Genomic DNA, 17,464 nt, shown 5'->3' on the forward strand with positions numbered 1-17,464 from the left:
CCCGGCATGACCCGGCGGCGGCTCCCTGCACTGATTTCTCTGTCAGTGCCTGAATAACTCTAGGGTTGCAGTCACACTGGCCTTAGATGACTTGGTTTCTAAGCACAGGCTGTTAGAAGGTTCGAGCTATTTCTCCTGCCTGCTGAAACTACGCAGGCCTTGAGGCAGACAGCTTGCTTGCATGCTCGGTGATCAATCGAACAAACGACCGTTCGTCTGAGCTCAGTGGTCAATGGCGCTGAGCGCTTAGGTCATTGAGCGCGGGCCGCTGCGCGTTAAGGTAGAGGTGCTCAAACAAGAACCAGCGCGTCGGCGCCATTGTCGTCGCCAGCGCTGCATAACCTTTCGAGGATGCCATGACCGAAGCATATATTTTCGACGCGGTGCGCACGCCCCGTGGCAAGGGCAAGAAGGACGGCGCGTTATACAGCGTCAAGCCCGTTCAATTGGTTGCCGGCCTGCTGAACGCTTTGCAAACGCGCAACGATCTGGATACCAGCCAGGTTGACGACATCGTGCTGGGTTGCGTGACGCCAGTGGGTGACCAGGGCGCCGATATCGCCAAGACCGCTGCCATGGTCGCGGACTGGGATGTCAGCGTGGCGGGCGTGCAGCTCAACCGCTTCTGCGCTTCTGGCCTGGAGGCGGTGAACATGGGGGCGATGAAGGTGCGCTCTGGCTTCGAGGATCTGGTGGTGGTCGGTGGCGTGGAGTCCATGTCGCGCATTCCCATGGGTTCTGATGGCGGCGCTTGGGTGATGGATCCAGAAACCAATATCCACACCAATTTCGTGCCGCAGGGTATCGGCGCCGACCTGATCGCCACCCTGGAGGGCTTCAGCCGCAGCGATGTCGATGCCTTCGCCCTGCGTTCGCAGCAGAAGGCGGCACGGGCCAACGCTGATGGTTCGTTCGGCAAGTCGCTGATTCCGGTGGCCGACCAGAACGGCATCGTGCTGCTCGACCATGACGAATTCATTCGTGGCGACTCCACACTGGATGGCCTCGGCAAGCTCAAGCCCAGCTTCGAGATGATGGGGCAGATGGGCTTCGACTCCACCGCGCTGCGCGTTTACAGCCATGTCGAGCGTATCGAGCACGTGCATACGCCGGGCAACAGCTCGGGCATCGTCGATGGCGCGGCGCTGATGCTGATTGGCTCCGAGGCCAAGGGTAAGGAACTGGGCCTGAAACCGCGTGCACGCATCGTCGCCACGGCGGTGACCAGTACCGACCCGACCATCATGCTTACAGGCCCGGCGCCGGCTACGCGCAAGGCATTGGCCAAGGCTGGGCTGTCCATCGATGACATCGATCTGTTCGAGGTCAACGAGGCCTTCGCCTCGGTGGTGATGAAGTTCATGAAGGACATGGGCGTGAGCGAGAACAAGGTCAACGTCAATGGCGGCTCGATCGCCATGGGTCATCCGCTGGGCGCCACCGGTTGCGCCATCCTCGGCACGCTGCTCGACGAGCTGGAGAAACGTCAGTTGCGCTACGGCTTGGCCACATTGTGCGTCGGCGGTGGCATGGGCATCGCCACGATCATCGAACGAGTCTGACCGGTAGGGCGGGTGAAACCCGCCATTCGTATGTTGGCGGGTTGTACCCGCCCTACGCAGCTCTCGCAGCTTTGGGAAGAGAATACAAAAATGACTGACGCCATCCGTTACGAAAAGGGCCAGGACAATATCGTCGTCCTGACCATGGACATGCCCGGCCAGAGTGCTAACACCATGAACGCGGTCTACCGCGAAGCCATGGGCCAGATCGTCGATCGCCTGGAAGCGGAAAAGGATTCGATTGCCGGGGTGATCGTCACCTCGGCGAAGAAGACCTTCTTCGCCGGCGGCGATCTAAACGAGCTGATCAAGGTCACCAAGGCCGAGGCTCAAGGCTTCTACGAGATGATCCTGAAGATCAAGGGGCAGCTACGCCGCCTGGAAACCCTCGGCAAGCCCGTGGTCGCTGCCATCAACGGTGCGGCGCTGGGCGGCGGTTGGGAAATCGCCCTGGCCTGTCACCACCGCATCGCCCTGAATGAGAGCCACGTGCAGCTCGGTTTGCCGGAAGTGACTCTCGGCCTGCTGCCGGGCGGCGGCGGGGTGGTGCGTATGGTGCGCATCCTTGGCCTGGAAAAGGCCCTGCCGTACCTGGCCGAAGGCAAGAAGGTGCGCCCGGACGCGGCGCTCAAGGCCGGCCTGATCCACGACCTGGCCAGCGACCGCGATGACATGCTGGCCAAGGCCCGCGCCTGGATCGCCGCCAACCCGGCCGCCAAGCAACCGTGGGACGTGCAGGGCTACAAGATCCCCGGTGGCACGCCCAGCTCGCCGAACGTGGCGCAGATGTTGGCCATCGCCCCGAGCGTGTTGCGCGACAAGACCAAGGGTTGTTTCCCAGCGCCGGAGAAGATCATGTGCGCGGCTGTCGAAGGCGCGCAGGTCGACTTCGATACCGCGCAGATCATCGAGGCGCGCTACTTCACCGAGCTGACCACCGGCCAGGTGGCGAAGAACATGATCGGCACCTTCTGGTTCCAGCTCAACGAGATCAATGCCGGCGGCTCACGCCCACAGGGTTATCCGAAATCGGTGACGAAGAAAGTCGGCGTGCTCGGTGCCGGCATGATGGGCGCCGGTATCGCCTACGTTTCGGCGGCGGCCGGCATCGAAGTAGTGCTCAAGGATGTGTCCCTCGAAGCAGCGGAGAAGGGCAAGGCCTACTCGGCCAAGCTGCTGGACAAGAAAGTCAGCAAGGGCCATATGACGGCCGAGCAGCGCGAGGCCTTCCTGGCGTTGATCAAGGCGACCGATAGCGAGGCGGACTTCGCCGGCTGTGACCTGATCATCGAGGCGGTATTCGAGGATCGTGCGCTCAAGGGCGAGGTCACCGCGGCAGCCGAATCTGCTGCGCTGAGCGATGCAGTGATCGCTTCCAACACCTCGACGTTGCCGATAACCGGCCTGGCCACTGCCGTGGCCAAGCCGGAAAAATTCATCGGCCTGCACTTCTTCAGCCCGGTCGACAAGATGCCGCTTGTGGAGATCATCCGTGGCGAGCAGACCAGCGATGAGACGCTGGCGCGCGGCTTCGACTACGTCATGCAGATCAAGAAGACGCCCATCGTGGTCAACGACAGCCGCGGCTTCTTCACCTCGCGGGTGTTCGGCACCTTCACCAACGAAGGCCTGGCCATGCTCGGCGAAGGCGTGAATGCGGCGATGATCGAGAACGAGGCACGCAAGGCCGGCATGCCGGTCGGCCCCTTGGCGATCAGCGATGAAGTGTCGATGAGCCTGATGAACCACATCCGTCAGCAGACCATCAAGGATCTGGCCGCCGAGGGTAAATCCATCCCTGAACATCCGGCCTTCGCTGTCATCGACCTGATGCTCAATGAGTACAAACGTCCGGGCAAGGCGGCTGGTGCTGGTTTCTACGACTACCCGGCGGCCGGTGCTCCGGCCGGTGGCAAGAAGCACCTGTGGCCCGAACTCAGGGCGCGCTTCGAGAAGGCGGATGCGCAGATCTCGCAGGAAGACGTGCGCGATCGTATCCTCTTCATCCAGGCCATCGAGACGGTGCGTTGCGTGGAGGAGGGTGTGCTGAAGTCGGTGGCCGACGCCAACATCGGCTCGATCTTCGGTATTGGCTTCGCGGCCTGGACGGGCGGTGCGCTGCAATTCATCAACCAGTACGGCGTAAAGGACTTCGTCGCCCGGGCCCAGTACCTGGCCGAGCAGTACGGCGAGCGCTTCCTGCCGCCAGCGCTGCTGCTGGAGAAGGCGGCCAAGGGCGAGACGTTCTGAGAACTGCCCTTGTAGGGTGCGCCATGTGCACCGCTCAAGCGGAGTGTCCCAGGTGCGCATGGCGCACCCTACGGATGCAGAAACGGCCCCGAAAGGGCCGTTTCTCATTGACTGGATGAGTCAATCGTCCAACTGGTCGCGAATCACTGCACCGCTCTTGCCGTCGATACGGAATTCGTGAAGGCGGCCATCTTCTTTCAGGCCTTCGCCTTCCCAGTAACCGTCATTGTCGGCCTCGATCTTGTGCAGTTCGGTGTAGCCGGCTGCGCGGGCCTTGCTCAGGGCGTCCTCGATGCTGATCCAGTCACTGCCGGGGCGATCGGCGAAGGCATGGCCAGTCAGCAGCAGGCTGCCAGCGAGCAGGGCGATCAGGTTGCGTGTCTGCATGGTCTGGTTCCTCTTTCCGTTGAAGAAGGCGCCTGAAGGGCGCCTTGAGGAGTCTAGACCATCGCGATTTCACGCCGCCTGGCACCAGCCCTGCTGGATGCACACGGCTTCATGGATTGCCAATATTTCGCTGTGGCGGGTCGGCATGCGCAGGGTCAGCATGCTGCCGTCGTCGAGCTGCAGGGCGGCTTCGGTTTCGAATTGCAGGCCACCGTCTTGCAGATGAACATAGGTGACGCCGTAGGCGTCATGACTGAGTTGGCTGTGCATGGCTGTTCTCCTGCGTAGGCTGTCAGCTTTTACGGATGTCGCGGGCGGCTGGTGCTGCAGGCGCGGGACGAGCCGGAGCCGAAGTCTGGAAGGCGGAAGCAGCGGCGAAGCTGGCGAGTGCGGCATAGATGCTCATGGTGAATTTCCTTCTGTGCAATGAGGGCGACTGCCCGATGTGGCGATATTCGCCGCGGGGCGGCAATCACAGAAGTGAATGAGGCGCATGGTAACTATCGAGGCGGCTGATAACGCGCCGAGCGGTACTTCCGTATAAGATAATTGTAAATTTTAATTGACGACTGTTTGGGGCCTTGCACAATGGCGGCGAAAGGCGAATATGCAGGGAAATCAAGCCCGGCTATTTCTTTGTGCAGGTTCATGTGTTAAGAAAAACGCACAAATCATCTGCACTTCGTGCTCACCACAGGAAACCTCATGTCACTGCGTATCTGCATCCTGGAAACTGACATTCTGCGCCCCGAGCTGGTCGACCAGTACCAAGGGTACGGCCGCATGTTCGAGCAATTGTTCGCCAAGCAACCGCTGGCCGCAGAGTTCAGTGTCTACAACGTAGTGGAGGGTAACTACCCGCCCGATAGCGAGCATTTCGATGCCTATCTGGTGACGGGCAGCAAGGCTGACTCGTTCGGCAGCGACCCCTGGATCCAGACGCTCAAGGCCTATCTGCTCGATCGCTACCAGCGTGGCCACAAGCTGCTCGGTATCTGCTTCGGCCATCAGTTGCTGGCTCTGCTGCTGGGTGGCAAGACGGAGCGCGCCGAGCAGGGGTGGGGCGTTGGTGTGCACAACTACCGGATTGCCAGCCAGCCGCAGTGGATGGATCCGCCCTTGGATAACCTGCAGTTGCTGATCAGCCATCAGGATCAGGTCACCCGATTGCCGGAGAACGCCACGCTGCTTGCTACCAGTGATTTCTGCCCGAACGCGGCCTATCACATCGAAGACCAGGTGCTGTGCTTCCAGGGGCATCCGGAATTCATCCACGACTATTCGCGGGCGTTGCTCGAGCTGCGCCAGCAGCACCTGGGCGAGCAGGTCTACCAGAGCGGTGTCGAGAGCCTCCAGCACCCCCAACAAGGCAATGCAGTCGCTGAGTGGATGATGCGCTTCGTCGCCCAGGGTAAAGAAGCCAAGGCGTGAAACCTGACGCTTGCCGGCATGAAAAAGCCCGGTTTTCCGGGTTTTTTCATGCGTGCTGAGTGAGCACGAAGTGGGCGGACAGCGCTTCACGTCTGCCGGGCGGCGGACTGTTCAGTTGCCGCTTGAGGCTCTCGGCCAGATCGAGGTGGTGGGCCAGCTTGTGCGTGCATTCGATATTGCGCGCCACGGCACCGGCCGAGCTCTTGCCGATACCGCAGAGTGCCAGCAGGGTGGTCAGTAGCGCCATGCCGGTCAGCATCAACAGCCGGGTGCGTTGGGTTCTGATCATGACCGTCCCCTAACCCCGCGAAGCTGCGCCGAGCAGGGCAGGCAGATGAGTGATCAGGTTCTGCAGCGGGCCTGGCTGTTCGACGGTCGGGGTGCTGGGGTGCAAGGTGGCGTAGCTCAATACCAGCACGGTGGAGGTGCTGATCAGGTACAGGCCGATGGCGGCCAGGGCGCCATTGCGGGCGGCTTGAGAGAGGCGGGACATGTTCTGTGCTCCAGGTCGGGAGGTGGCGTGGGCACAGAATCGCTTAAGTCATTTCGATTGAATAATGGATGCTCTTCAGAGTAACTATCGATCAAGTTGATGGTTGATGCGGGCTGCGATTTCGCAACGGCAACCCGCATGTTCCCTCAAGCCGTTGCCAGCTCTGCATCCATGCTGTTGATGCACTCGCTCATGGCCTGCTGGCAGCGCTCCATCAAAGCGGGCATGTCGTCCAGGCTCAACCCTTCGGTCGGGATCGCCGGGAGCGAGCGGATCATGATGCGGCCGCTGCTCCAGCGGTTGAGGCGCATGGACTTGGCGTAGTTGCTGACGCACACCGGAATGATCGGCACGCCGGCGGTTATCGCCATCTGAAACGCGCCTTTCTTGAATGGCAGCAGGCCGCGGCCCTGGTTGCGGGTGCCTTCGGGGAAGACCCAGATCGAGGTGTCGCGATTACGCAGGGTTTCGGTGGTGGTCAGCATCGCGCGCTTGGCGGCCACCGCATTGCTGCGGTCGATCAGCACGTTGCCGGCCAGCCAGTACAACTGGCCGAAGAATGGCACCCATTTGAGGCTTTTCTTGCCGATGCTTACGGTGCGCTCCGGCACCACGCGGCCAAGCACGTACAGGTCGAAGTTGGATTGGTGGTTGGCGATGATCACGCAGGAGCGCTGGTGCTCCAGCAGTGGGCGTACATCGGTATTCAGCTTCAGGCGCAGCAGGCACAGGGCAGGGAGCGAATAGAGGCGTGCGCATAGGCGACTGTTGTCTGGGTTGAATGGGCGACACAGGCCGAGCAACAGGCCGAGTAGACCGGCCACAACAAAGTGCACGCCCATCAGCAGCATGCGCAAAACGAAAAGCATGAGGGAAAACCGTCAGAGGAGGGGCGCGCAGTGTACGGGCGTTCACTTTGTCGGGCAATTGCCCGGAACTGCTGCTTGAGGTGGGCGAACGTCCAGAATTGTCGCAGATCTTGTCTGGCTCGAAACAGCAAACAGAAAGGGCGCCTTGCGGCGCCCTTTGTTCTTACTCGTTCTCGGTCTTGGCCGTTTTGCCCGGCAGTAATCCATCCGCCCGGAACATCGCCTTGATGCCGCGCAGCGCCTGACGGCTGCGATCCTGGTTCTCGATCAGGGCGAAGCGCACATGGTCGTCGCCGTAATCACCGAAGCCCAGACCGGGCGAGACGCAGACCTTGGCTTCTGCCAGGAGCTTCTTGGCGAACTCCAGCGAGCCCAGGTGGGCGTAAGCGTCGGGAATCTTGGCCCAGATGTACATCGAGGCTTTGGGTTTTTCCACCATCCAGCCGATCTCGTGCAGGCCCTTGACCAACAGGTTGCGGCGCTGGCGGTACTGCTCGGCGATATCGCGCACGCATTGTTGATCGCCTTCCAGTGCGGCGATGGCCGCGACCTGCAGCGGCGTGAAGGTGCCGTAATCGTGGTAGCTCTTGATCCGCGCCAAGGCGCTGACCAGTTCCGGGTTGCCGACCATGAAGCCGATACGCCAGCCGGCCATGTTGTAGCTCTTGGACAGGGTGAAGAACTCCACCGCAATGTCCTTGGCGCCCGGTACCTGCATGATCGATGGCGCTTTCCAGCCGTCGTAGACGATGTCGGCGTAGGCCAGGTCGTGAATTACCAGCACGTCGTACTGCTTGGCCAGGGTCACCACGCGTTCGAAGAAGTCCAGCTCCACGCATTGCGCGGTGGGGTTGGAGGGGAAGCCGAGAATCATCATCTTTGGCTTGGGGATCGATTCGCGAATGGCGCGTTCCAGCTCGGCGAAGAAGTCCACGCCCGGGATCAGCGGCACGGAGCGCACCTGGGCGCCAGCGATCACTGCGCCATAGATGTGGATCGGGTAACTGGGGTTGGGCACCAGTACGGTGTCGCCATGATCCAGGGTGGCCAGCATCAGGTGCGCCAGGCCTTCTTTGGAACCGATGGTGACAATGGCTTCGCTTTCCGGATCGATCTCCACGTCGTAGCGGTCCTTGTACCAGCGCGAAATGGCACGGCGCAGGCGGGGAATACCGCGAGAGGTGGAGTATCCGTGGGTGTCTTCGCGTTGTGCGACCTGCACGAGTTTCTCGACGATATGCGGCGGAGTCGCACCGTCGGGGTTGCCCATGGAGAAGTCGATGATGTCCTCGCCGCGACGGCGTGCAGCCATCTTGAGTTCGGCGGTGATGTTGAAGACGTAGGGGGGGAGACGATCGATGCGCGCAAAGCGGCGCTTGGCGTTCTCAGCCATGATTTCCTCGGATACGTGAGCGCCCGGAACCGTCCGAGCGACGTTGGCCACTGCTGCAGCCTGCGGCGAAGATACGCGCGCCGCCGTCTCGCTGTCCAGTACAGTCAGCGAGCGGAGTAGCGCAACAGTCAGCCGCCGAGCATGTCGTGCATGGCGATGATCTGCTCGGCCACCTGGATCAGCTTCTGCTGGCGGCTCATAGCCTGGCGACGCATCAGGGTATAGGCCTCTTCCTCGTTGCAGTTCTTCATCTTCATCAACAGGCCCTTGGCCAGTTCCACGCGCTTGCGCTCGGCCAGTTGCGCATCGCGCGCCTGCAGTTGTGCGCGCAGCGCCTGATCGCTCTCGAAGCGGGCCATGGCCACGTCGAGAATGGGCTGCAGGCGCTGGGCATGGATGCCCTCGACGATGTAGGCGCTGACGCCGCTCTGGATCGCCTGGCGCATCACGCCGGGGTCGTGTTCGTCGGTGAACATGACGATGGGCCGTGGTTGGTCGCGGCTGACCAGTACCACCTGTTCCATCACATCGCGACTGGGCGACTCGGTGTCGATCAGGATCACATCGGGTCGTACCGCCTCCACGCGCTCGGGCAGGTCGATGGTCAGGCCGGACTCGTCGATCACCTCGAAACCGGCTTCGATCAGTGCGCATTTGAGGCGGCCGACCTTCTTCGGGGTGTCATTGATCAAAAGGATACGCAGCATCGATGGCTCTCCCGGCAGTTACAGGCTGTCAGCCAGGGCATGCAGGTGGAAACTGCGGGCATAGGCGGCGGGGTCGCTGCCGTCCCAGCAGGTGCCGTCCTGCAGGATAGAGCTGCGCATCTCGCCCGGCACCGTCATGCCCAGCGCCGATGCAGCCTCGCGGTACAGGGCCAGTTGTTGCACCTGGCGGGCTACGCCGAGGTAGTCGGGATCGCTGCGCAGCAGGCCCCAGCGGCGGAACTGGGTCATGAACCACATGGCGTCGGACAGGTAGGGTTGGTTGACCAGGCCGCCTGCGTGGAAACGCAATGGATGTTCGTCCTGCCAGGCATTGCCGAGGCCGTCCTGGTAGTGGCCAAGAAAGCGCGGGGTGATGGCCGAAACCGGTGCATTGACGTAGTCGTTGCCGCTGAGCAGCAGGGCGGTACTGCGTTTGTTTTCCCCGTTCTCATCGATGAAGCGTGCAGCGTCGAGCACGGCCATGATCAGGGCGCGGGCGGTGTTGGGATTCTGCTCGACGAAGGCACGGGTGCAGCCCAGTACCTTTTCCGGATGATCCGGCCAGATCGCCTGGATGGTGGTCAGGGTACAACCGAGATGTTCATCGACTGCCTTGGCCGTCCAGGGTTCGCCGACGCAAAAGCCGTCGATGCGCTTGGCTTCCAGGTGCTCGACCATTTGCGGTGGTGGCACCACCACGCTGTCGACATCGCGCAGCGGGTGGATGCCCTGGCTGGCCAGCCAGTAGTAAAGCCACATGGCGTGGGTGCCGGTGGGGAAGGTCTGGGCGAAGGTCAAGCGCGCTTCATGCTGGTGCACATATTGGCGCAGTGCTTCGCCGCTGGTCACGCCGGCGGCTTGCAGGGTGTGCGACAGGTTGATGCTCTGGCCATTCTGGTTCAGTCCCATGAGCACGGCCATGTCCGTTGCCGCTGCGCCGCCAAGGCCCAGCTGTACGCCGTAGATCAGTCCGTACAGGCTATGTGCGGCATCCAGTTCACCACTGAGCAGACGGTCGCGCGAGCTTGCCCAGGACGTTTGGCGTTGCAGCTTGAGGCTCAGGCCGTATTTCTCGGCGAAGCCTTGGGTCGCGGCAACGATCACCGAAGCGGAATCGCTCAGCGCCATGAAGCCGATGTTCAGCACGCTCTTCTCCGGGGCGTCGCTGCCCCAGGCCCAGGTCAGGGCGTCGTCACGTGGGGTGTCGTGTTCACTCATGCTGCTTCCTTACCGTTCACGCAAAAGACTCGGGCTCATGGACGGCTGTCCATAAAAAAGCGTCGTACCAGATCCAGGCGCAAAAGCTCCGGGATTCGATACGACGCCGTTGTCGATCAAGCCATTCCGCCGTTGGAAAGGCTGTGTGCGAAGTGACGAAGCAAGGCATATGCCAGAAGGCCGGCGTAACAAGAGCCGGGAACCATTCATGGCGTTGCGCAGTGATGGCGCGAAGGGCGGCCGACAGGATGGCAGGCATAAAAAAGCCCCGCACTGGGCGGGGCTCTTTTTTACGACGCTAGATCAGGCCTGAACGACCGGGATCTTGGCGTTCGCCGCAGCTTCACGGAAGTCGGCGATCTGGTCGAAGCTCAGGTAGCGGTAGATGTCGCCAGCCATGCTGTCGATGTTCTTCGCGTACTCCATGTACTCCTCGACGGTCGGCAGCTTGCCGATGATCGAAGCGACCGCTGCCAGTTCGGCAGAGGCCAGGTACACGTTGGCGCCATCGCCCAGACGGTTCGGGAAGTTACGCGTCGAGGTCGATACCACGGTGGAGTTCGCCGCTACACGTGCCTGGTTACCCATGCACAGCGAGCACCCCGGCATTTCCATGCGCGCGCCAGCCTTGCCGTAGATGCCGTAGTAGCCTTCTTCGGTCAGCTGGTGAGCGTCCATCTTGGTCGGCGGCGACAGCCACAGACGGGTTGGGATGGAGCCTTTGACCTTGTCGAGCAGCTTGCCGGCAGCGCGGAAGTGACCGATGTTGGTCATGCACGAACCGATGAACACTTCGTCGATCTTCTCGCCCTGAACGGTCGACAGCAGACGCGCGTCATCCGGGTCGTTCGGCGCGCAGAGCACAGGCTCCTTGACGTCGGCCAGGTCGATTTCGATGATTTCGGCGTACTCGGCATCGGCGTCGGCGGACAGCAGTTGCGGGTTGGCCAGCCAGGCTTCCATGGCTTGAGCGCGACGCTCCATGGTGCGGGCATCGCCGTAGCCTTCGCTGATCATCCAGCGCAGCAGGGTGATGTTCGACTTCAGGTACTCGGCAATGGCCTTTTCCGGCAGCTTGATGGTGCAGCCGGCAGCCGAACGCTCGGCAGAGGCGTCGGACAGCTCGAACGCTTGCTCGACGGTCAGTTCGTCGAGGCCTTCGATCTCGAGGATGCGGCCGGAGAAGATGTTCTTCTTGCCTTTCTTCTCGACGGTCAGCAGGCCCTTCTGGATGGCGTAGTAGGGGATGGCGTGTACCAGGTCACGCAGGGTGATGCCCGGTTGCAGCTTGCCCTTGAAACGCACCAGTACGGATTCCGGCATGTCCAGCGGCATGACGCCAGTGGCAGCTGCGAAGGCCACCAGGCCGGAACCTGCCGGGAAGCTGATGCCGATCGGGAAGCGGGTGTGCGAGTCGCCGCCGGTGCCGACGGTGTCAGGCAACAGCATGCGGTTCAGCCAGCTGTGGATGATGCCGTCGCCCGGACGCAGGGACACGCCGCCACGGGTGCGGATGAAATCCGGCAGGGTGTGGTGGGTGGTGACGTCGATCGGCTTCGGATAGGCCGCGGTGTGGCAGAACGACTGCATGACCAGGTCAGCGGAGAAGCCCAGGCACGCCAGGTCTTTCAGCTCGTCGCGGGTCATCGGGCCAGTGGTGTCCTGGGAACCGACGGTGGTCATCTTCGGTTCGCAGTAAGTGCCTGGGCGAACGCCTTTGCCTTCCGGCAGGCCGCAGGCCTTGCCGACCATCTTCTGCGCCAGGGTGTAGCCCTTGCCGGTGTCGACAGGTGCTTCAGGCAGCTTGAACAGGTTGGTTGGGCCCAGGCCCAGCTCGGTGCGAGCCTTTTCAGTCAGGCCACGGCCGACGATCAGCGGGATGCGGCCGCCAGCGCGGACTTCGTCGAGCAGCACCGGGGTCTTCAGTTCGAAGGTGGTGATGACCTCGTCGGTGCCGTGCTTGCAGACCTTGCCAGCGTGCGGGTAGACGTCAATCACGTCGCCCATGTTGATGTTCGACACGTCGAACTCGATCGGCAGGGCGCCGGCATCTTCCATGGTGTTGTAGAAGATCGGGGCGATCTTGGAGCCGAAGCAGAAACCGCCAGCACGCTTGTTCGGAACGTACGGGATGTCGTCGCCGAAGAACCACAGCACCGAGTTGGTGGCGGACTTACGGGAAGAACCGGTACCGACCACGTCACCGACGTAGGCGACCGGGAAGCCCTTGGCCTTGATCTCTTCGATCTGCTTGAGCGGGCCGATGGCGCCTTGTTGCTCCGGCACGATGCCGTCGCGAGCCATTTTCAGCATGGCAAGGGCGTGCAGCGGGATGTCAGGGCGCGACCAGGCGTCCGGGGCAGGGGACAGGTCATCGGTGTTGGTTTCGCCAGGCACCTTGAATACAGCCAGGCTGTATTTCTCGGCAATGGCCGGCTTGTTGGTGAACCACTCGCCATCGGCCCAGGACTGCAGAACGGCTTTGGCGTTGGCATTGCCAGCCTTGGCTTTCTCGGCAACGTCGTGGAAGGCGTCGAACATCAGCAGGGTGTGCTTGAGTTGCTCGGCGGCAACGGCGCCCAGGGCAGCGTCGTCCAGCAGTTCGACCAGGGTGGCGATGTTGTAGCCGCCCTGCATGGTGCCCAGCAGCTCAACGGCGCGCTGCTTGCTGATCAGCGGGGAAGTGGCTTCGCCCTTGGCAACGGCAGAGAGGAAACCGGCCTTGACGTAGGCAGCTTCGTCCACGCCTGGCGGTACGCGATTGGTGATCAGGTCTACGAGGAATTCTTCTTCGCCAGCCGGCGGGTTTTTCAGCAGCTCGACCAGGCCTGCGGTTTGTTCGGCGTTCAGCGGCTGGGGCACGATACCCTGAGCGGCACGCTCTGCTACGTGTTTGCGATAGGCTTCAAGCACAGTTATTACCCTCATCAGTGGTCCCAAAGGGTTGTCCGGGACGCGATCCAGATACCCATGAACCGGGCGCTTTTCGACTTTATGAGCCGATCAGCCGAGGTTTCATGAGTCTCTTGTAGAAGCTGCTTTCAAAGTTTTACGCCGGCAGGACGGTTTCTGATGAGGGCTGACGCAGGGGCTCGGGGGGACTCCAAGACGCTGCGCCGCCATCGTACCTGCAGGATCGACTGTGCTCGTGACGCTTTGAAAACAGCTTCCAACGGACATTGGCGCCGTAAAAGGCGGGCCGATTCTAATGGAAAGCGCGGATAAAGTTAAGCCGATGTCCCCGTATCGACAGGCCGTTGAAAATGTAGGCGCGGCAAGCCCATATCGATGGCGATCCTGCGAAAAGCGCTGAAAAAGCGCAGTTTAGGTGTTCTAAATGAGCGTTTTGAGGCCATTTTGACGCAGTGCGGCCAGCGTAGGTGGTTTTTCTGCGGCCTGTTGGCAGGGGTGAACTGAATTAGACAAAGGGCTAAGATGCCAGGCCGTTTTGCTGTCTATGTTGTTTCGTCATGTCCAATCAGCGCATCAAGACACCTTGTGTGGGGCTGTGCTCGACCGTCTACGGTGATGTTGTCTGCCGCGGTTGCAAGCGCTTTCACCACGAGGTGATCAACTGGAACAGCTACAACGACGACGAGAAGCGCGCCGTCTGGACGCGCCTGGAAGTGTTGCTGGTGCAGGTGATGACGGCCAAGGTCGAGGTGTTCGACGAGCAGCGTCTACGGGGTCAGCTGGAACAGCGGCAGATTCGTTTCGTGCCGCAACAGTCGCCTTACTGCTGGGCCTATCAACTGATCGCGCGTGGCGCGCGGATGATCAATCAGTTGGAGGCATACGGCATGGTGGTGCTGCCTGAATTTCGCAATTGGGCGTTGCCGTCACTGCGTGACGCCATCGACCGCGAATTCTTCCTGCTCTCGGAGGCGCACTACGAGCGCTACATCGCGCCGAAATTCCTGCGTGAAGGATTGGAAGTTCGCGTGTGAGAGGCGATGACCCGTAGGGTGCGCTGCTGGGCGCACCGCTTCGGGGTCGGTCAAACCGCTGGTGCGCACGGCGCACCCTACGTTCTAACGTTGCGCCACCAGTTCTTCCAGATGCGCAATGATGTCGTCCGGCTTGAGCACCAGCACGTCGCTTTCCAGAGAATCCAGCACCACTTCTGCGGTATTGCCGATTAGTGCGCCGGAGATGCCAGTGCGAGCCACGGTGCCGATCACTGTCACGGCGGCGCTCAACTGCTGAGCTATATGCGGGATCATTACATCGGCAGGCCCCTCGACGACGTGCAGGCGTTCGTCGCTGATGTCGTACTCGGCCTGGAAACTGCGGCACTGCTCGCGATAGCGCGCTTCGATGGTTTCCTTGAGCTGGAAGGTGGGATCGGCCGCTGACAGCATCGGCGTCGGATGGGCGGTGACCACGTGCAGCGTGCCCTTGGCCAGGCCAGCGATGTCGTAGCCATTGCTGACGATCCCGGCGTGCAGCGTGCGGTGCTCGCCATCGGCGTTGCCGACGTCAACGGCTGCGAGGATATTGCCGCCGGTCCAGGGCGATTCGGTCTTGACCATCAGGACGGGGGCAGGGCAGTAGCGCAGCAGTTTCCAGTCATCCGGAGTAAGGATGGCTTTCTTCAATGGATTGTCAGGAACGTGCTGCTTGATCACCAGGCCACAGCCTTCAGCCTGTTGCACGGCGATGATGGTCTGGTGCGGATTGTCATGCCAGGCCTGCTGCGTGGAGGTGGCATAACCTTCTTCGTTCAGAACGCTGCTGAGGTCGTTGAGCCAGGCGCTGTGATCAGCTTTCTTGTCACACACCAGCAGGTGCAATTGGGATTGAGTGACGCCGGCTATCAGCTTGGCCCGCTTGAGTGCGAGGCCCTCCGGGTGTTGTGGTTCCACTACTACCAGAATGCTTCGAATCGCTTGCATGGTCGGCTCCCTGAAAATCAATGGCATTGATTCAACTATAGGCGTGCCATTCACCAGGTCTTGTTGACCTGTATCAACGGCGTGCTGGTCGTCCTGCTTGCCACTCGTATAATGGCCCGCCATTGGCAACCTGGCCAGCACCGAGAGCGCTTCAAATATGATGTCAACTGCCCAGCATGTTCCGAGTAACAGTGAGGAACCTGTATCGATCCTGCAGGAAATTCTCGAGTTTCTCGGCGGCGTCGCCACCCCTGATGCCTGGCTGGAAGAGGCCTTGCGTCAGCAGGAGATTCTTCTGCTCGACCATCGCAACCTGGAATACAAGGCGGCGCAGACGGCCCTGAGCCTGATGGGGCGCTACCTGACCAAGACCGAATTGACCGCGAGAATGTCGCGTTTGGCCCGTGAAGAGCTGGTGCACTTCGAGCAGGTGAGCAAGATCATCCGCGGGCGTGGCATCGAGGTGCGCCATGTGTCCGCTTCCCGCTACGCTGCTGGCCTGCGCGCACTGTTGCGTGGTGGCGAAGTGGAGCGGCTGGTGGATGTGCTGGTGGTCGGCGCTTTCATCGAGGCACGCTCCTGCGAGCGTTTCGCCGCGCTGGTGCCGCACCTGGATGCGGAGTTGGCCAAGTTCTACGCCGGGTTGCTGGAGAGCGAAGGGCGCCACTACCGGGGTTATCTCAAGCTCGCCTATCTGTATGGTGACGCAGCAGACGTGGATGCACGTATCGAGGTGGTACGCGCGGTGGAGCAGGAACTGATCACTACGCCGGATGAGCAATTCCGTTTCCACAGCGGTGTGCCTGCAGAAAGCAGCCGCGAAGCGGTTTTCCAATAATTGTAGGAGCGGCTTCAGCCGCGAACACTGCAATAGACGGGTAGGGCGGGTGAAACCCGCCGCGAGGGAAATGGCGGGTTTCACCCGCCCTACATCGTGGCTTTTCGCGGCTGAAGCCGCTCCTACAACCGTTTATGGGCTACGGTTTGGAGGCGTTTGCAGGCGTGAGCTCGAACGGCGCCTGGTTGAATCCTTTGTCATCGATCTGCAACGCCCAGCCCTGACTATCCCAGTCCCCCAACACGATGCGTCGTGCCGGTTGGCCATTGACGTGCAGCTCATGCACGGCCGGTCTGTGGGTATGACCATGGATCAGCGTGCGCACGCCGTACTCGGCCATTACCCGAACAACTTCCTCGGGCGTGACATCGACGATGTCGCTGGCCTTCATCCGCGTTTGCGCGCGGCTTTCGTTGCGCAGCTTGCGCGCCAGCTTCTGCCGGGTGCTCAGCGGCAGATTGCGTAGGATCAGCAGCGACAGCGGGTTGCGCAGCCAGCGGCGCAACTTCATGTAGCCGACGTCCAGAGTGCACAAACTGTCGCCGTGCATCAGCAGCACCGGCTCGCCACCCATCTGCACCTTGTGCGGATCGCTCAGCAAAGTGCAGCCCGCCTCGCTGCAGAAGCGCTTGCCGATGAGAAAGTCGCGATTGCCGTGCATCAGGTAGATGCGCGTGCCTGCATCGCTCAGCTCGCGCAGGGCGCGGGCGATTTCATGCTGGAAGGGCGACATGCCATCGTCGCCGATCCAGACTTCGAAGAAGTCGCCGAGGATGTACAGCGCCTCGGCCTGGCGCGCGCGGGTGGCGAGAAAAAGCAGAAACGCCCGGGTGATATCCGGGCGTTTCTCTTCGAGGTGCAGATCGGAGATCAGCAGGATCATCGACTTACTCGGCTACGACTTCAGCCTTCTCGATGATCACGTCGTCGACCGGTACGTCCTGGTGGCCCGATTTCATGGTGGTGGCGACGCCTTTGATCTTCTCGACCACGTCCATGCCTTCGACCACTTCACCGAATACGGCGTAGCCCCAGCCTTGAACGGTCGGTGCGCTGTGGTTGAGGAAGCTGTTGTCGGCGACGTTGATGAAGAACTGCGCGCTGGCCGAGTGCGGCTCCATGGTGCGAGCCATGGCGACGGTGCCGACCTTGTTGGCCACGCCGTTGTTGGCTTCGTTCTTGATCGGTGCGCGGGTTGGCTTCTGCTTCATGCCCGGCTCGAAACCGCCGCCCTGGATCATGAAGTTGCCGATCACGCGGTGGAAAATGGTGCCGTCGTAATGGCCTTCCTTCACGTATTGCTCGAAGTTGGCCACAGTTTCCGGGGCCTTGTCGGCGAACAGGTTCAGGGTGATGACGCCGTGGTTGGTGTGCAGTTTGATCATGATCGTATCCGTGATGGGGCAGGTTCGAGCCGATGG

Annotated in this window: 18 protein-coding genes; 5 read left to right on the plus strand and 13 right to left on the minus strand. The window is 61.4% G+C overall.

Annotated features, from left to right (window positions below; all coding sequences use genetic code 11):
• Window positions 1-356: 356 nt before the first annotated feature.
• Window positions 357-1,562 carry an acetyl-CoA C-acetyltransferase gene (locus tag HS968_RS12280; protein ID WP_182371442.1) on the plus strand — a complete coding sequence of 402 codons (1,206 nt, stop codon included), beginning with the start codon at window positions 357-359 and terminating at the stop codon, window positions 1,560-1,562.
• A gap of 90 nt (window positions 1,563-1,652) precedes the next feature.
• Window positions 1,653-3,812, plus strand: coding sequence for a 3-hydroxyacyl-CoA dehydrogenase NAD-binding domain-containing protein (locus HS968_RS12285; RefSeq protein WP_182371443.1), 2,160 nt, complete (start codon window positions 1,653-1,655; stop codon window positions 3,810-3,812).
• Between the two features lie 120 nt (window positions 3,813-3,932).
• Here the strand turns inward: HS968_RS12285 and HS968_RS12290 are convergent, their stop codons facing one another.
• The 3 genes from HS968_RS12290 to HS968_RS26560 form a co-directional block, all read right to left on the minus strand.
• Window positions 3,933-4,199 carry a PepSY domain-containing protein gene (locus HS968_RS12290; RefSeq protein WP_182371444.1) on the minus strand — a complete coding sequence of 89 codons (267 nt, stop codon included), beginning with the start codon at window positions 4,197-4,199 and terminating at the stop codon, window positions 3,933-3,935.
• A 69-nt stretch (window positions 4,200-4,268) separates the two neighbouring features.
• Entirely contained in the window at window positions 4,269-4,469 is a 201-nt protein-coding gene (gene ptrC / locus HS968_RS12295; protein ID WP_106741704.1) for a type III secretion system co-regulatory protein PtrC, read from the minus strand.
• 22 nt (window positions 4,470-4,491) lie between these two features.
• Window positions 4,492-4,605, minus strand: coding sequence for a PA2485 family small membrane protein (locus tag HS968_RS26560; RefSeq protein ID WP_283956761.1), 114 nt, complete (start codon window positions 4,603-4,605; stop codon window positions 4,492-4,494).
• A gap of 299 nt (window positions 4,606-4,904) precedes the next feature.
• Between HS968_RS26560 and HS968_RS12300 the strand changes: the two genes are divergently transcribed.
• A complete protein-coding gene (locus tag HS968_RS12300; protein WP_119691135.1) occupies window positions 4,905-5,630 on the plus strand; it encodes an amidotransferase in 726 nt (241 codons plus the stop codon).
• Window positions 5,631-5,676: 46 nt separating this feature from the next.
• On the opposite strand, the gene HS968_RS12305 is transcribed toward HS968_RS12300, so the two are convergent.
• The 7 genes from HS968_RS12305 to acnB form a co-directional block, all read right to left on the minus strand.
• Window positions 5,677-5,919: a hypothetical protein gene (locus HS968_RS12305; protein WP_182371445.1), complete on the minus strand. Its 243-nt coding sequence runs from the start codon at window positions 5,917-5,919 to the stop codon at window positions 5,677-5,679.
• 9 nt (window positions 5,920-5,928) lie between these two features.
• Window positions 5,929-6,123 carry a hypothetical protein gene (locus HS968_RS12310; RefSeq protein WP_182371446.1) on the minus strand — a complete coding sequence of 65 codons (195 nt, stop codon included), beginning with the start codon at window positions 6,121-6,123 and terminating at the stop codon, window positions 5,929-5,931.
• Between the two features lie 146 nt (window positions 6,124-6,269).
• Window positions 6,270-6,992 carry a lysophospholipid acyltransferase family protein gene (locus tag HS968_RS12315; RefSeq protein ID WP_182371447.1) on the minus strand — a complete coding sequence of 241 codons (723 nt, stop codon included), beginning with the start codon at window positions 6,990-6,992 and terminating at the stop codon, window positions 6,270-6,272.
• 163 nt (window positions 6,993-7,155) lie between these two features.
• Window positions 7,156-8,385 carry an alanine transaminase gene (alaC, locus tag HS968_RS12320; RefSeq protein ID WP_119691139.1) on the minus strand — a complete coding sequence of 410 codons (1,230 nt, stop codon included), beginning with the start codon at window positions 8,383-8,385 and terminating at the stop codon, window positions 7,156-7,158.
• A gap of 128 nt (window positions 8,386-8,513) precedes the next feature.
• Window positions 8,514-9,092 carry an ANTAR domain-containing response regulator gene (locus tag HS968_RS12325; RefSeq protein WP_182371448.1) on the minus strand — a complete coding sequence of 193 codons (579 nt, stop codon included), beginning with the start codon at window positions 9,090-9,092 and terminating at the stop codon, window positions 8,514-8,516.
• 18 nt (window positions 9,093-9,110) lie between these two features.
• The gene (locus tag HS968_RS12330) at window positions 9,111-10,310 is read right to left on the minus strand and encodes a CmpA/NrtA family ABC transporter substrate-binding protein (RefSeq protein ID WP_182371449.1); all 1,200 of its coding nucleotides are present in this window, start codon (window positions 10,308-10,310) and stop codon (window positions 9,111-9,113) included.
• A gap of 303 nt (window positions 10,311-10,613) precedes the next feature.
• Window positions 10,614-13,223 carry a bifunctional aconitate hydratase 2/2-methylisocitrate dehydratase gene (acnB, locus tag HS968_RS12335; protein ID WP_182371619.1) on the minus strand — a complete coding sequence of 870 codons (2,610 nt, stop codon included), beginning with the start codon at window positions 13,221-13,223 and terminating at the stop codon, window positions 10,614-10,616.
• Window positions 13,224-13,780: 557 nt separating this feature from the next.
• On the opposite strand from acnB, the gene HS968_RS12340 reads away from it, so the two are divergent.
• On the plus strand, window positions 13,781-14,257 hold the full coding sequence (locus tag HS968_RS12340) for a DUF1289 domain-containing protein (protein WP_119691144.1): 477 nt from the start codon (window positions 13,781-13,783) through the stop codon (window positions 14,255-14,257).
• An 84-nt stretch (window positions 14,258-14,341) separates the two neighbouring features.
• Here the strand turns inward: HS968_RS12340 and HS968_RS12345 are convergent, their stop codons facing one another.
• A complete protein-coding gene (locus HS968_RS12345) occupies window positions 14,342-15,205 on the minus strand; it encodes a universal stress protein (RefSeq protein ID WP_182371450.1) in 864 nt (287 codons plus the stop codon).
• Between the two features lie 157 nt (window positions 15,206-15,362).
• Between HS968_RS12345 and miaE the strand changes: the two genes are divergently transcribed.
• The gene (gene miaE, locus HS968_RS12350) at window positions 15,363-16,043 is read left to right on the plus strand and encodes a tRNA-(ms[2]io[6]A)-hydroxylase (protein ID WP_119691146.1); all 681 of its coding nucleotides are present in this window, start codon (window positions 15,363-15,365) and stop codon (window positions 16,041-16,043) included.
• 139 nt (window positions 16,044-16,182) lie between these two features.
• Here miaE and lpxH read toward each other — a convergent pair whose 3' ends face one another.
• Window positions 16,183-16,926 carry a UDP-2,3-diacylglucosamine diphosphatase gene (gene lpxH / locus HS968_RS12355; protein ID WP_182371451.1) on the minus strand — a complete coding sequence of 248 codons (744 nt, stop codon included), beginning with the start codon at window positions 16,924-16,926 and terminating at the stop codon, window positions 16,183-16,185.
• Window positions 16,927-16,930: 4 nt separating this feature from the next.
• A complete protein-coding gene (locus tag HS968_RS12360) occupies window positions 16,931-17,428 on the minus strand; it encodes a peptidylprolyl isomerase (protein ID WP_179625108.1) in 498 nt (165 codons plus the stop codon).
• Window positions 17,429-17,464: the final 36 nt, after the last annotated feature.

The organism is Pseudomonas berkeleyensis, from assembly GCF_014109765.1.
Taxonomy (GTDB): Bacteria; Pseudomonadota; Gammaproteobacteria; order Pseudomonadales; family Pseudomonadaceae; genus Aquipseudomonas; species Aquipseudomonas berkeleyensis.

What these genes read in the sequence shown, in the direction of transcription:
- HS968_RS12280 (WP_182371442.1), top strand. Translation starts at nt 357, where the DNA reads ATGACCGAAGCATATATTTTCGACGCGGTGCGCACGCCCCGTGGCAAG.
- HS968_RS12285 (WP_182371443.1), top strand. Translation starts at nt 1,653, where the DNA reads ATGACTGACGCCATCCGTTACGAAAAGGGCCAGGACAATATCGTCGTC.
- HS968_RS12290 (WP_182371444.1), bottom strand. Translation starts at nt 4,199, where the DNA reads ATGCAGACACGCAACCTGATCGCCCTGCTCGCTGGCAGCCTGCTGCTG.
- ptrC (WP_106741704.1), bottom strand. Translation starts at nt 4,469, where the DNA reads ATGCACAGCCAACTCAGTCATGACGCCTACGGCGTCACCTATGTTCAT.
- HS968_RS26560 (WP_283956761.1), bottom strand. Translation starts at nt 4,605, where the DNA reads ATGAGCATCTATGCCGCACTCGCCAGCTTCGCCGCTGCTTCCGCCTTC.
- HS968_RS12300 (WP_119691135.1), top strand. Translation starts at nt 4,905, where the DNA reads ATGTCACTGCGTATCTGCATCCTGGAAACTGACATTCTGCGCCCCGAG.
- HS968_RS12305 (WP_182371445.1), bottom strand. Translation starts at nt 5,919, where the DNA reads ATGATCAGAACCCAACGCACCCGGCTGTTGATGCTGACCGGCATGGCG.
- HS968_RS12310 (WP_182371446.1), bottom strand. Translation starts at nt 6,123, where the DNA reads ATGTCCCGCCTCTCTCAAGCCGCCCGCAATGGCGCCCTGGCCGCCATC.
- HS968_RS12315 (WP_182371447.1), bottom strand. Translation starts at nt 6,992, where the DNA reads ATGCTTTTCGTTTTGCGCATGCTGCTGATGGGCGTGCACTTTGTTGTG.
- alaC (WP_119691139.1), bottom strand. Translation starts at nt 8,385, where the DNA reads ATGGCTGAGAACGCCAAGCGCCGCTTTGCGCGCATCGATCGTCTCCCC.
- HS968_RS12325 (WP_182371448.1), bottom strand. Translation starts at nt 9,092, where the DNA reads ATGCTGCGTATCCTTTTGATCAATGACACCCCGAAGAAGGTCGGCCGC.
- HS968_RS12330 (WP_182371449.1), bottom strand. Translation starts at nt 10,310, where the DNA reads ATGAGTGAACACGACACCCCACGTGACGACGCCCTGACCTGGGCCTGG.
- HS968_RS12340 (WP_119691144.1), top strand. Translation starts at nt 13,781, where the DNA reads ATGTCCAATCAGCGCATCAAGACACCTTGTGTGGGGCTGTGCTCGACC.
- HS968_RS12345 (WP_182371450.1), bottom strand. Translation starts at nt 15,205, where the DNA reads ATGCAAGCGATTCGAAGCATTCTGGTAGTAGTGGAACCACAACACCCG.
- miaE (WP_119691146.1), top strand. Translation starts at nt 15,363, where the DNA reads ATGATGTCAACTGCCCAGCATGTTCCGAGTAACAGTGAGGAACCTGTA.
- lpxH (WP_182371451.1), bottom strand. Translation starts at nt 16,926, where the DNA reads ATGATCCTGCTGATCTCCGATCTGCACCTCGAAGAGAAACGCCCGGAT.
- HS968_RS12360 (WP_179625108.1), bottom strand. Translation starts at nt 17,428, where the DNA reads ATGATCAAACTGCACACCAACCACGGCGTCATCACCCTGAACCTGTTC.